This is a genomic window from Sphingomonas sp. IBVSS2, assembly GCF_002127225.1.
Classification (GTDB): Bacteria; Pseudomonadota; Alphaproteobacteria; order Sphingomonadales; family Sphingomonadaceae; genus Sphingomonas.
On the sequence record NZ_NFUR01000008.1, the window covers coordinates 65,209 to 78,442 of the forward strand.

A 13,234-nucleotide genomic window follows, 5' to 3' on the forward strand; every position below is an offset into this window, starting at 1 on the left:
GGACGCATCATGCCTGCATTCAACAGCATATCCGCTGACAAACTGTCCCGCCTGATCGGCACTGCCGCCGCTCCGGCGCTCATCGACATTCGCGAGGATCGCGGAACCGGTCTGGTTCCCGCCTCGCTGCCTTTGCCTGCCGACGACTTCCCGCGCTGGTCCGCCGACTTCGCCGGCCGGCCGGTCGTGGTCATCGACCAGGACGGCGCGCGGGCGGCGCCGGGTCTCGCCGCCTGGTTGCGCAGCGCGTCGATCGAGGCCGAAGTGCTCGAAGGCGGGTTCGCCGCCTGGGCGGATGCCGGCCAGCCTCTCCTCTCGACGGTTCGCCTGCCCAAGCGCGATGCCGAGGGACGCACCGTCTGGGTGACGCGTGCCCGGCCCAAGGTCGATCGCATCGCCTGCCCCTGGCTGATCCGCCGCTTCGTCGATCCGCGCGCCCGCTTCCTGTTCGTGCCGCCCAACGATGTGCTGGAGGCAGCCCGCCGGTTCGATGCCGCCCCCTTCGACGTGGCGCATGACGAGGTGTTCTGGAGCCATCGCGGCGACCATTGCACCTTCGACCTGATGGTCGAGACCTTCGGCCTGGGCGGCATGCCCGCGCTCGACTATCTGGCGCGGATCGTGCGCGGAGCCGATACGGCGCATCCGGAGATCGTGCCCGAAGCCGCCGGCCTCCTCGCCATTTCGCTGGGGCTCTCCCGCGTCCATGCCGACGATCTGGAGCAGCTGGAGGTCGGCATGGCGATCTACGACGCGCTCTATCGCTGGTGCCGCGACGCGCGATCCGAGACGCACGACTGGACCTCGCACAAGCCGCGACAGGTGCAGGCGTGAGCGCCGCGGTCCTTGCGGGGGCCGCGGCCCCCGCCCGCCCCGCTCCCGTATCGCTCGGCGAAGCCTTCTGGGTCTGGCTGCGGATCGCCGCGCTCTCCTTTGGCGGGCCGGCCGGCCAGATCGCGGTGATGCACCGCATCCTGGTCGACGAGAAACGCTGGATCGGCGAGCAACGATTCCTCCACGCCCTCAATTATTGCATGCTGCTGCCCGGCCCCGAGGCGCAGCAGCTCGCCACCTATATCGGCTGGCTGCTCCACAAGACGAAAGGCGGCGTGATCGCCGGCACGCTGTTCGTGCTGCCCGGCATGGTCTCGATCATGGCGCTGAGCTGGATCTATGTCCTCTACGGCAAGCTCGGCTTCGTCTCGGCGCTGTTCTTCGGCTTGAAGGCGGCGGTGCTGGCGGTGGTGCTCCAGGCCGTGGTGCGGATCGGCGGCCGGGCGCTGCGCAGCACCGCATCGCGCCTGCTGGCGGCTGCCGCCTTCGTGCTGATCTTCTTCCTGGGCATGCCCTTTCCGCTGATCATCCTGGCCGCCGGCCTGATCGGCTGGTGGTCCGGCCGCAGCGGATCGAGCGCGTTCAAGGGCGGCGGGCATGGCGGGCCGAAGGGCGGCACGATCGTCGCCGATGCCGACACGCTGCTCGGCGAGGAGCTGCCTGCCCACGCCCATGCATCGTGGCGGCAAACCGCACGCGCGGTGCTGACCTGCCTCGCGCTGTGGCTGGTGCCGGTTGCCGCGCTCGTGCTGCTGCTCGGGCCGACCAATGTCTTCTCCAGCATCGCGGTCTTCTTTTCGAAGATGGCGGTGGCGACGTTCGGTGGCGCCTATGCGGTGCTCGCCTATGTCGCCCAGCAGGCGGTCGAGCAATATCGCTGGCTCACGCCCGGCGAGATGCTCGACGGGCTCGGCATGGCCGAGACCACGCCGGGGCCGTTGATCATGGTGCTCCAGTTCGTCGGCTTCCTCGGCGCCTATCGCGAGCCGGGCCTGCTCGCGCCACTGCTCGCGGGCACGCTTGGCGGCTTGCTGGCGACCTGGGTGACGTTCGTGCCCTGCTTCCTGTGGATATTCCTCGGCGCGCCGTACATCGAGCGGCTGCGCGGCAACGCGGCGGTCTCGGGCGCGCTCTCGGCGATCACCGCCGCGGTGGTGGGCGTGGTGCTCAACCTTGCCATCTGGTTCGCGATCCACACGCTGTTCCGCCAGACCCTGCCCGTCGACCTCGGGCCGATCCGCTTCGCCGCACCGGTGCCCGCCAGCCTCGACCCCTGGGCGCTGGCGCTCTCGGCGGGTGCGATCCTCGCAATCTTTCTGCTGCGCACCGGCGTGATCGTCACGCTGGCCATCACCGCGTGCCTGGGCGTGGCGCTGCACTTCGCTGGATTTCTGGGCTGAAGAGCTGGACATGACGGAACTCAATCGACGCACCCTGATGGCGGGCGGCATCGGCGCGGGCATCGTGCTGAACGGGCTGAAGCGCGAGGAATTGATCGCGTGGAACTCGATGATCCTGCACGAGATCTATTTCTCCAGCCTCGGCCCGCCCACCAGGCCCGGCGCGGCGCTGGCGGCGGCAATCGAGGCCATGTCGCAGTGGCTGCCGGGCTCAAAAGCCGGTTCTGCATATCCTGCTATGCCGAACGGTTCGGCTTCAACTTCATTTTCGTAAATCCGGGGGTCGGAAATTCCGCGCCCAAGCATCTATAGTTTTAAGAAGATAAAAGGGAGGGGCTGCGGATCGTGGGGCAGGATCGCGCCGAACTGGTGGCCTGGGTTGCGGGGAATGTCGTTCCGCACGAAAGCGCCGTACGCGACAAGCTGCGCTCGGTCGGCGTGCCCGAACATGAGATCGACGATATCATGCAGGACGCATATTTGAGAATCTCGCACCTCGATAGTGTGGCCCATATTCGCAATGGGCGTGGCTATCTCTTCACCGTGGCGCGCTCGATGATGCTGTTGCGCGTGCGGCGCGAGCGGATCGTGCGGATCGACAGTCTCTCCGATTATGATGTGCTGACGCTCGCTGACGACGATCCGGGACCCGAACGCCATACGGCAGCAAGGATCGATCTTGAGCGCGTCCATCAGATGATCGCGTCCCTGCCCTCGCCCTGCCGGGAGATTTTCGAGATGCGGCGGGTCCAAGGTGTGCCGCAGCGAGAGATTGCTGCTCGGATGGGCGTCTCGGAGCATATCGTCGAAAAGCTCTCGGCCCGCGGATTGAGATTGATCCTGAAGGCCATCGCGGGCGGCAATCGTGAGCCCGCCAGCCCCGCAAGACAGCGTATCGAAAGGAAACTGCGTGACGTCGGCTTCGAATGACAGCGAAGCGGCGGATTGGGCCATTCGCCGTGAGAATGGTCCGCTGTCCGAGCCGGAACAACGCGCGTTCGAAACGTGGCTTGCAGGCGACGAGCGGCGTGCCGGTGCGTTGTTGCGCGCAGATGCCGCGCTGGCCTTTCTCGATCGCGGTCGTGCGCTCGCTGGGCTGAGCTTCAACGAAGTACCACATGCGTCGGGATATGTGCCGGATTCGGAGCCCGAATTCGGAGAGGGTATCGAGCAGGCACATTGGCTGTCGCGCCGAAAGCTGGTTGGCAGCGGGATGGCTGCGCTGGTCGCGGTCGGGATAACGAGCTTTCTGGCGCTGCCGCGCACCGAGAAGATCGTAACCCAATTGGGCGAGGTCAAGCGAACACCCCTCGCCGACGGATCCGTTGCAACCGTCAATACGGCCAGCCGCATCACCGTCGCGATGTCGAAGAATATGCGCAACATTTCGCTGGACGATGGCGAAGCCTGGTTCGAGGTCGCGCATGACCGCGCGCGACCGTTCGTGGTCAGGGCCGGCGACGTCAGCATAAGGGCGGTCGGAACGGCCTTTTCGGTGCGCCGGACCGATGGTGGGGTGGATATTCTGGTAACGGAGGGCGTCGTCGAGGCGTGGCGCGACGATCAATCCGCGACACCCTCACGTATCGCGCAAGGCGAACGCGCCTTTGTCGCAGATGCGAAAGGAAGCAACGTCAATATCGCTCAGAACGCCGTGGCAGTGCGAGCCGATAGCGAGATCGACCGTACATTGGCATGGCGTAATGGCGACCTAGCCCTCAACGGCGAGACGCTCGATTACGCGGTCGAGGAGCTCAATCGGTACAATCGACGTAAAATTATCGTCGGTGACAGGGAATTGGGGCGTTCGCCGATCGTTGGATACTTCAAGGTCAATGAGCCCGAAAATTTCGCGCATTCCGTAGCGTCATTGTTCAATGCCCGCGCTCAATTCGGCCGGGAAGTCATTAGAATAGATACAAATCAGAAATAAATCTCTTTGGACGGGAGGGTCGGAAACTCTTCGCCCAAGCATCTCTATATAGGGGAGCGCAATGCACGCTTCCCAATTTGGGGGAGGGGTAGCGGGTGAAAGGTATATCGTCGGCATTTTATTGCAGCGCGGCAATTGCCGCCATCGTGGCGAGCAGTCCGGTTGCAGCACAAACACGATCATTCGATCTTTCGGCAGGGGTAGCCGAGCAAAGCATTCCCGCCTTTGCGAAACAGGCCGGTATCCAGATCATGGCCGACGGCAGGCTCGTGCGCGGCAAGCGCACCAATGCCGTACGCGGAACCAAATCGGTGGAAGAGGGCCTGCGCGAACTGCTCGCGGGAACGAATCTTTTCGCCGAACTGCAACCGGGCCGGACAGGCTCCTTCATCATCCGGGCGGGAGGCGCGGCATCTGCCGCCCCAAAAGCGCAGCCCGTGGCGCCCGCGCCACAGACCGCGTCAGTCGAGGAGCCCGCAAGCGGGCAGCAGGCGACATTCAGCAATGATATCATCGTGACCGCGCAGAAGCGCCGGGAATCGATGCAGAGCGTGCCGATCGCGATGAGCGCGTTCACTTCGAAAACGCTTGATGAAATGAAGATCGAGGGGGGCTCGGAACTTGTCCGCGCAGTGCCCAACATCTCATTCTCAAAGTCGAATTTCGCGAGCTACAATTTCTCGATCCGCGGCGTCGGCACCAAGGCGTTATCAGTCGCGTCCGATCCTGGTGTGGCGGTCAGTTTCAACAACACCCCATTGATCCGCAATCGTCTGTTCGAACAGGAATATTTCGACGTGCAACGCGTCGAAGTGCTGCGCGGGCCACAAGGCACGCTCTATGGCCGCAACGCAACCGCGGGCGTGGTCAACATGATCCCGAATTTCGCCAACCCCGACAAGCTTGCCGCCGAGTTCAAGCTGGAAACGGGCAATTACAAGTCGATGCGGGCAGCCGGCATGGTCAATCTGCCGCTCACCGATACGCTCGCCGTGCGCGCCGCCGGCGCTTGGACGAACCGCGACGGATATGACTACAACACCGTCACCGATCAGCGCGTCAATGGCCGCAACCTTTGGGGCAGCCGCGTCACCGCGGCCTGGCAGCCAAGCCGCAGTTTCAAAATCAATGCCGCGTGGGAACATTTCTACGAAGACGACGATCGCTCGCGCACGGGCAAGCAGCTTTGTCACACCGATCCCGGGCCGGCTTCAATGGGTGGCAAGACCCTTACCCCCGTGATCAGGGGCGCCCTAAGCCAGGGTTGCTCGCCAGGCTCGCTCTATGACGACGGCGCTTATGGAGTTCCGAACGGCTTCTCCCTGCCCTACATCAACGCAGCCGCCTCCGTGATCGCATTGGGGTACAAGGCCGGAGCTGTGGGCGGAGCCGCTCCGGTCATGTTGATCGACGACACGCGAGATCCTTACGCGAGCGTCACGCAATCCCGCAATCTCCGAGAGATCGCGACCGCCATAGACCCCAAGTTTCGTGCGAAGAACGATATCCTTCAGCTTAATATCGAGGTGGGCCTGGGGAAGAATCTGAAATTCTATTCCAACACCTCATATTCTGAGGATTCGTACTATTCATTTCAGGATTACAATAGATTCAATAGCGGTAGCGTGTTCAACGATTCGAGCGTTTTGTTTGCTCTCAGAACAAGGCCGTTGGCGACCAAGGGTATCTCTATCGGAGGCATCCTGGACGATCCCCAATTGGGAGCCTCGTCCAACATCCTCGGCGCGGACATGGTCAATTCTCATAGCAAGCAATGGTATCAGGAGTTCCGCCTGCAATCATCATTCGACGGAAGGCTCGAATTTAATCTTGGAGTTAACTATCTAAATTTCAAGATAAAAGAAGATTATTACGTATTCAATAATCTATTCACCGCAATAGCCAGAACGGTTCTGGGCACAGGGAATACCAGCGGCGTCGTTAGAGATTGCACCGGGTGGACCGGGGGAGCGGATTGCACCTATGTTGATGCGAATCCATTGAATTCTCTCAACGGAAACGGCCACAATTATTTCCGTAGCCAGAATATCGCCAGAACGGAATCCTATGCGGGATTCGGCGAAATCTATTTCAAAGCCGCCGACCGGCTGAAAGTTACGGCAGGGCTTCGCTACACTGATGACAAGAAGACGGCGACCCCCATCCCAACGCAGCTACTCCTCGGAACGGGGATTCTGGGATTTGGCCTGATCAATGAGGGATATCAGGCGTCTCCGGATATCGTGCAGAAATGGGGCCGCGTAACGGGAAGGCTTGTCGTGGATTGGAAGCCGCGCCTCGCCTTCACGGACGAGACCCTGCTCTACGCATCCTTTGCCCATGGCTACAAGGGAGGTGGCACCAACCCTCCGGGAATTGGGGCCAATCCGGCCTATCTGCAATTCTTTCCCGCACCTCAAACCTTCAGGCCCGAAAGCGTCAATGCGTTCGAGGTCGGCACGAAGAATGCCCTGGACGGTGGGCGGCTGACGCTGAACGCAACCGCCTTCTATTACAAATATAAGGATTATCAGGTTTCCCAGATCGTCGACCGCATTGCCCTGAACGAAAATTATAATGCCGATATCTGGGGTGCCGAACTCGAAATGCTGTGGCGGCCAACGCGACGCATCAGCCTGAACGCCAATGTCGGATATCTCGGCACGCGCATCGCGAACGGCATGAAGTCGGTCGACGTCATGGATCGCACGCAGGGAAATCCGGATTGGGTCATCGTCAAACCCTGGATTCAACTTGCCTCCAATTGCATTGCGCCCCGCGCGCTCGTTGAGAAGATCATCAAACGATCATCATTCAACAATGCAAGTGGCCCGGGAGATCTTTCGACATTCTGCGGCGGGCAAGTCGGCAAGAATTTCACCGCCGGAAGTTATTTCTCCAATCTTACCGGGATTATATACGACCCAGCAACCGACGCACCAAACAATGGCAGAGGTTTCTACGCTGATCTTGGGGGGAATGAGTTGCCAAACTCTCCCCACTGGACGGTTAATCTTGGCGCGCAATATGTGCTGCCTATCAGCGAATGGAATCTCGCATTTAGGGGTGACTATTATCGCCAAAGCTCGAGCTGGTCACGCGTGTACAACATATCGATCGATCGTTTGCGGTCTTGGGACAATGCGAACATCTCCGTAACACTCGATCGCCCGGAAAGCGGATTCTCGATGCAGTTCTACATTAAGAACCTATTCAACAAAACTCCTATTACGGACGCATTCATCAATAGTGATGACAGCGGCTTGACTGCAAATGTATTTACGCTTGATCCAAGAATAATCGGCTTTAACATGACGAAGAAATTCTGACGACTCGCCTTCAGTGAGTTAAAAGTTCTGCGTCATTCTATCATATTTACTAGAATTTCTGGGATCGCTCTATGAACATGAGCGATGATGTTCGCGGGGAAGCACAAAATGTCTGCGAACATCTGGGAGGCGACACCTTTATGTCGCGCACAAAGAGGAGAAGGATTATGTTGAAGGCTTCTATCAGCACAATCGCCGTGCTTGTCGGGGTGAGCGCAATGCCCGCCTATGCCCAGAGCTTCACTCCGGCGCCGACGACGGTTTCCGGCACCGGTACGGGATATGTAAATGGTACCCCCTGCACCGGCGCAACTGTCAACGGGTCGGTAAATTCGTCCGGCACTTATGCGGATGTGACGTTTGATAATTCGGCAACTGCTTGCTCTGCTTACGGAGTCACCGCCCGCGTCTGGGCGAACGGTACGTTGAGCAACGTAGTTGTCACCTATCTTCCTACGTCCACCGTCATTTGTAGCAGCGGGACCACGACCTACCCGGGCGTGGTCGAGTATACCAATGTAACCGGCACCACGGTGAACGCCTATGTCGACCCTTCGGCACCCGTCAGCGTCGGCGCTTGCGCAGTGGCGGCCGACATGACCGTGGGCACCCTGCAGTTCGTGCCGTAAGGTACGATTGTTCAATGCAGTAGGCGGATGCTCCGACCGACGGATCGCCGATTGAAGCACCCGCACCAAGACCCGCCCAACTGGCACCGCGTCGTTCCAAGCGGCGCGGTGCCATTTCCATCTGAGATGGCACGGATGGGAATTGCCGCGTTAGGGTGCGCCAACGGATTTTGCAATGTGCGCTGGTCCAGACGATCAATTGCTGGCGTTGTCCTCACGCTCAATTTGGCGCCGGCTACCGCCGATGGCATGATAGCGGCTCGTGAAGTCGCGACCGAACGCGCGAGCGATCAGGCGCAGCGCAATGCGCATGATCAAGAGGCGGGGCAGGATGAAATTGTCGTCACGGCGCCCCGGCGCGGCGATGCGCAAATCGCTGCCGAAACCGAATTCAGCGAGGATCAGATAGCCTCCCAGGGCATGGACTCGATCGATGACCTGCTGTTGCATCTTCGGCCCTTTCTCGGCCCCGACGGCGAGGAACCCGTTTTGCTGATCAACGGCAAGCCGGCTGGCTTTGATCGCTCAATTCTCGGCTATCCACCCGAGGCCCTCACCCGGCTGGCCATTCTCAAACCGGAAGCGGCAGCGCGCTATGGCGCCACCCCCGGAAGGCGCGTCGTCAATCTCGTGCTCAAACAACATTTCGCCAGCCTCGATCTGGATGCCAGCACGTCCGCCCCTCTTCGCGGTGGCCAGATGAGCAATGGCCTTATCCCGGCCCGCACCATCATCGACGGGGATACGCGCTGGAATATTCGCGCGAACATCGGGCGTGACGGCGGCATGCGCAAGAATGCCCGGTCCATCCCGCAGGACGCTGGGATCCATGACCGGTCAGGCTTCATCTCCGCCCCCGATGGAGGTGAGATTGATCCCGCGCTCAGCGCTGCGGCCGGATCGACGATAGCAACCGCCGCTCTTCGAGGCCTCTCGCTTGCCACCCCGCCTTCGCTGGCAGATTTTGTCGCTACCGCCGGGCAGAGTGACCCGTTCGATCCAAACGCCTATACTTCGCTACAGTCCGCGCGAAGATCGGTGAGCCTGGCGATCGGCATGGCGCGACCCGTCGGACCGTTCGGCCTGTCGGTCTCGCTCGCGGCCAATAGCCTCCGCAGTGAAGCGCTGCGCGGGGTTCCAATGGCATCGGTGGTGTTGCCAGCGGGTAATCCCTGGTCACCCTTCTCGCGCGACGTTCTGCTGACACGACCGCTTGATGGCATCAACGCGCTGCGTGCCGACAATCTTGCCCAATCATTGACGGGTTCTCTGACGTTGAACGGTTCGGTCGCCGGATGGCAAGCCAACCTGGGCATGAGCTACCGTATCAGCCGGAACGACAATCTCCTGGAGACCGGCATCGATACTCAAAGCGTGCAGCATCTGCTGGATATCGGGGACCCAGCCTTCAATCCCTACGCCCCCTGGCCCCGGCATTTGCTACGGGGGACAAGAACAAGAACCGTGTCCGATGACTGGAGCGCGCGCGCCGATCTCCAGAAAGGCATCGTTCAATTGCCGGCGGGGCCGCTGACGATCAGCCTCTCGGGCAATGCCAACCGCGCCGCCACGCACATGCGTCAGCACGATGCCAGGGGGAATGTGGTATCGACCAATGACAGGTCACGGGACCAGGCAAACCTGCAGGCCGCGCTCACTGTCCCGATCGCACGACGCGGCAACGAATCCCCATTTCCGATCGGAGACCTGTCCGTTGACCTGACGGCGGGATGGCAGTCGATGAGCGAAAGCAAGGCACAATGGCGCCTTAGCAGCGGTGTCACCTGGTCCCCCATCCGAGCGGTCCAGTTCCGGGCAATGTTCGATGACCAGCAAGCCTCGCCATCGGTGGCGGAGTTGGACGGGCCCATCATCACGACCGTCACGCGAATGTTCGATTACGCCAAACAGGTTGTTGCCGAGCCCATCATAATCACGGGAGGCAATCCGGCGCTCAAAGGTGGCAGCCGCCAAGAAGTGAGGGTCTCGGCGATGGTGCGCCCCCTGAAAAGCGGAATGCTGACCTTCAATGTCGGATATCGTCAAACGGTCTCGAGAAACATGCCGAGCCCGCTGCCAGAGTTGACGCCGGCGATCGAAGCGGCATTCAAAGACCGCATTGCCCGTGACGCGGACGGCAATCTCGTATCGATTGACGCGCGATCGATCAATATCGCCAGGGATCGCATCGCCGACCTATCGGGTGGCCTGGCGCTGCGCTTTGCCGGTGGCAGCACAACGGCCATCCCCGGCCCACGTGCGGATCCCGTTCAATACACACTCGCACTGAACGAGATCTACCATCTGAAAAGCGACATGCTCGTCAAAGCGGGATTACCCGTCATCGATCGCTTGAGGGGAGGGAGTGGCCTGTCGCGTCACACGGTCAGCCTGCAATTTGATGTCGGAACGCGCGGTCTTGGGGCTTCGCTCAGTGCAAACTGGAACAGCGCTGCGCGCATCGATGGTCCCGGATCCAATCCGGACCAGGTGTTTCGGGTCACCCCGCCGCTGACGCTCAATCTTTCCACTTTCCTGAGCCCGGACAACATCTTCAAGGGCTGGCGCCATAATCCTTTGACCAAAGGCTGGAAGATATCGGTAGCAGTCCAGAACCTGCTCAACAGGTATCGGCGCGTCGCGCTCGTCAACGGCCAGGTCCCCGCAGGCTATACCCATGATGAAATCGATCCTTTGGGCCGAACGATCCGACTTCAAATCCGGAAGAGATTCTAACAATACACGCTGCTGTCTGCTCGGTGCACTGCCGTTATCAGGCTCATAGATACCGAGCAGGATCTTGAGCAGAGTGGATTTGCCGCCGCCGCTGGGGCTGGTATGCGGAGATTCTCGGTCGCGAGCAGGGCCAGTCCATCACCGACCCCGTGAAGCGGATCGTGCCGATGCTCGAACATTTCATCGCCACCGACCGGGGCTTTGCAAAGGCCCGGCGGGCGTTCGGAAGCTAGGCTCAGGACTCACTGATCAGAGCCAAAAGATGACGGTGGCGGCGAGCGCGAGGCCGGAAACGCAAGAAGCCCCGCGAAGTCGTGGGGCTTGCGGGGATGAGGGTGTGTGCTGATTTGGTTGCGGGAGGTTGCAATCCTCTCAAATTGCGAGGGGCGAAGCCGGGCATCCGGCCCAGCTACGGAACTTGCCATAGCAGCCAGGAACGAACTGCTCCGTGCGGCAGCATAACGCGACGTACATCAATGTCGCGGCGGCCTGCAAAACGGCGCTCCACTCCGCGCTTGCATCAAGGCTGCGCTTGCCTGAGCTCCCTTGGCGGCCGCAGGCAGATTACCCCTGTCGCCACCCAGGGCGACGCCGCGTACTTTCGCGGCTTGCAGCGCAGCCCTGGTACGCTCGGAGGTCATTCTCTGCCTGCCCGCCGAAATCCGAAGATAGGAAACGAGATGGATCGGAGCCGGTGGAAAACCACCGTCCTCGACCCCCAGATCGTCGTCACGCCCTCCCCTCGCCCACCATGGAGCGACCGGAACTGGCAGAGCGCGACGCCAAGTCATTGGCGACGGCCGGAAGAGCGACGAGCGGCGCTTCTTCCGCAATGAAGCGGCCCTGGACATGCGTTGCACGGGCAAGGAGAGCGTTCTTGAAGTGCTCCGGCGTCTCCACCCCTTCGACGACCACATGCCTGACATGCGCACGAGCGTAGGACACCAGGCGCTTCAGAGCATCCAGACGATGGACGTAGGAGGCATCGATCTTGACGATGTCGATGTCGAGTTTCACCAGACGATATGGCGTAGCAAAGGCGAACAACTATGATCCGAACCGCAATATTCCGCTGACGCTGGTCTCGATCCATCCGCATTCCGGATCGACCCATGGCTCGATCGTCAGCAGCAGGCCGGTGACGTTCAGCGCGCCCTATGCCGGCACCGCAAGCTTCGCCGCCAGTCCTGACGCCCTTGCGCCAGCGAACCCGCGCTGATCGATGCACGGTGCCCCCTTTCCCGGTCGGCACGGACCCCTATTCACCGGGTCGCGTCAGCCTCGCCCGGCGGACAATTTCGCCGTCGCAACCGGCACGAGATGGGGAACCCCCAACGAGAACTCCCCTGCCTTGGCCGGATCGAGGACGATCGGGATCAGCTGCGCATCGATGAAACGTCCTTCGGCAAAACGGGCATCGACGATCATCGATCTCCAGGTTTCCGCGCCATATACCCCATCGGCCTTGCGCGTCTGGAAGATGAAATTGCCAAGACCGTGGAAGAGTGGGGCGCCGCGATAGAATTCGTGCGCCTGCATCATCGGTGCACCGTGCCCCACGAAAGCAGCAGCGCCGGCATCGACGCAGGCGCGCGCGAAATCCCGCTGCCAGGCCGGCGTGTCGGCAGGCCGGGGTTCCCAGTAGTGATTGTGGAGGCACATCAGCACCGTCGCGCCTGCGGCACGGGCTGAGCGGATCGCGCACAGAACCCGCTCGACATCCACCGGCTCGAGTGCGCCATCGGCGTTCCGGCGAAGCTCATTGACGCCGGGGCGATCAGCGGTGGCCGCCGCCCCTTCCCGGATCGCGCCGGCTGCCGCGGCGACCAGCGCGAATTTGCCATGCGGCGTCGACTGGATCGCCGGCGCTGCAGCCGATGCCAGATCGGCTCCGCTGCCGGCATGGACGACACCGCGCCGGTCAAGCTCGGCGATGCTCGCCATGATCCCCGCCGTCCCCAGGTCCCAGGCATGATTATTGGCGGTGGTGACCATGGTGACGCCCAAGCCGCGCAGGCAATCGATCACTTCCGGTCGCGCCGCATGGAGCACTTCCCCGCTCCGCGTCGGCGCGCCGGCACCGGGGACATCGATCGCAGTCTCGAGGTCAGTGAATACCACATCGGCGCGGTGCAGCCGGTCGGCTATGGCCGCTCTGCCGGGCCATCCAATGGCGCAAAGATCCTGCTGGATCAGCGACTGCCCCAGCAGCATTACGCGCAGGGGCGAGCAACCGCGTGCCATGGCTGCAGGTGCCACGCCAAGCCCGGCAAAGGCGCCGAGTGCGCCCAGCAGTTGCCGCCGATCCGGATGGTGTCGCATCGTTCCCCTCGCTTCTCTGGTCGGACACCATAATCAATCAAGCCAAACAAC

The 13,234-nt window shown here is 61.5% G+C and carries 12 protein-coding genes and 1 pseudogene; 10 read left to right on the top strand and 3 right to left on the bottom strand.

Features of this window, described 5'->3' with window-relative positions; all coding sequences use genetic code 11:
- Positions 1 to 9 precede the first annotated feature (9 nt).
- The 7 genes from CAP40_RS19540 to CAP40_RS20280 all read left to right on the top strand — a co-directional run bounded on the left by CAP40_RS19540 (position 10) and on the right by CAP40_RS20280 (position 8,125).
- Positions 10 to 834: a sulfurtransferase/chromate resistance protein gene (locus tag CAP40_RS19540; protein WP_086131241.1), complete on the top strand. Its 825-nt coding sequence runs from the start codon at positions 10 to 12 to the stop codon at positions 832 to 834.
- Complete coding sequence (gene chrA, locus CAP40_RS19545; RefSeq protein WP_086131242.1) at positions 831 to 2,234, top strand: chromate efflux transporter; 1,404 nt, start codon at positions 831 to 833, stop codon at positions 2,232 to 2,234. The genes CAP40_RS19540 and chrA overlap by 4 nt, the downstream gene beginning before the upstream one ends.
- Before the next feature lie 10 nt (positions 2,235 to 2,244).
- Positions 2,245 to 2,508 carry a hypothetical protein gene (locus tag CAP40_RS20660; RefSeq protein ID WP_218822185.1) on the top strand — a complete coding sequence of 88 codons (264 nt, stop codon included), beginning with the start codon at positions 2,245 to 2,247 and terminating at the stop codon, positions 2,506 to 2,508.
- A 71-nt stretch (positions 2,509 to 2,579) separates the two neighbouring features.
- A complete protein-coding gene (locus tag CAP40_RS19555; RefSeq protein WP_086131243.1) occupies positions 2,580 to 3,164 on the top strand; it encodes an RNA polymerase sigma factor in 585 nt (194 codons plus the stop codon).
- Positions 3,145 to 4,167 (top strand): FecR domain-containing protein, encoded by a 1,023-nt coding sequence (locus CAP40_RS19560; protein ID WP_144034456.1) that lies wholly within the window; start codon positions 3,145 to 3,147, stop codon positions 4,165 to 4,167. The genes CAP40_RS19555 and CAP40_RS19560 overlap by 20 nt, the downstream gene beginning before the upstream one ends.
- 95 nt (positions 4,168 to 4,262) lie before the next feature.
- Positions 4,263 to 7,496 carry a TonB-dependent receptor domain-containing protein gene (locus CAP40_RS19565; protein ID WP_256924397.1) on the top strand — a complete coding sequence of 1,078 codons (3,234 nt, stop codon included), beginning with the start codon at positions 4,263 to 4,265 and terminating at the stop codon, positions 7,494 to 7,496.
- A 71-nt stretch (positions 7,497 to 7,567) separates the two neighbouring features.
- Positions 7,568 to 8,125 (top strand): hypothetical protein, encoded by a 558-nt coding sequence (locus tag CAP40_RS20280; RefSeq protein WP_144034457.1) that lies wholly within the window; start codon positions 7,568 to 7,570, stop codon positions 8,123 to 8,125.
- Between the two features lie 195 nt (positions 8,126 to 8,320).
- Here the strand turns inward: CAP40_RS20280 and CAP40_RS20610 are convergent, their stop codons facing one another.
- Positions 8,321 to 8,575, bottom strand: a complete 255-nt coding sequence (locus CAP40_RS20610; protein ID WP_086131245.1) for a hypothetical protein — start codon at positions 8,573 to 8,575, stop codon at positions 8,321 to 8,323.
- Between CAP40_RS20610 and CAP40_RS19575 the strand changes: the two genes are divergently transcribed.
- Positions 8,546 to 10,861, top strand: a complete 2,316-nt coding sequence (locus CAP40_RS19575; RefSeq protein ID WP_086131246.1) for a TonB-dependent receptor — start codon at positions 8,546 to 8,548, stop codon at positions 10,859 to 10,861. The genes CAP40_RS20610 and CAP40_RS19575 overlap by 30 nt on opposite strands.
- Positions 10,862 to 10,962: 101 nt before the next feature.
- Positions 10,963 to 11,094 (top strand): annotated as a pseudogene (locus CAP40_RS19580) (DUF2274 domain-containing protein); the annotation flags it as partial.
- A gap of 496 nt (positions 11,095 to 11,590) precedes the next feature.
- On the opposite strand, the gene CAP40_RS19585 reads toward CAP40_RS19580, so the two are convergent.
- Complete coding sequence (locus CAP40_RS19585; protein WP_179188382.1) at positions 11,591 to 11,878, bottom strand: EAL domain-containing protein; 288 nt, start codon at positions 11,876 to 11,878, stop codon at positions 11,591 to 11,593.
- Here CAP40_RS19585 and CAP40_RS20615 point away from each other — a divergent pair.
- Positions 11,865 to 12,080 (top strand): hypothetical protein, encoded by a 216-nt coding sequence (locus CAP40_RS20615; protein ID WP_179188383.1) that lies wholly within the window; start codon positions 11,865 to 11,867, stop codon positions 12,078 to 12,080. The genes CAP40_RS19585 and CAP40_RS20615 overlap by 14 nt on opposite strands.
- Positions 12,081 to 12,136: 56 nt before the next feature.
- On the opposite strand, the gene CAP40_RS19590 is transcribed toward CAP40_RS20615, so the two are convergent.
- Positions 12,137 to 13,183 carry a CapA family protein gene (locus CAP40_RS19590; protein WP_086131249.1) on the bottom strand — a complete coding sequence of 349 codons (1,047 nt, stop codon included), beginning with the start codon at positions 13,181 to 13,183 and terminating at the stop codon, positions 12,137 to 12,139.
- Positions 13,184 to 13,234: the final 51 nt, after the last annotated feature.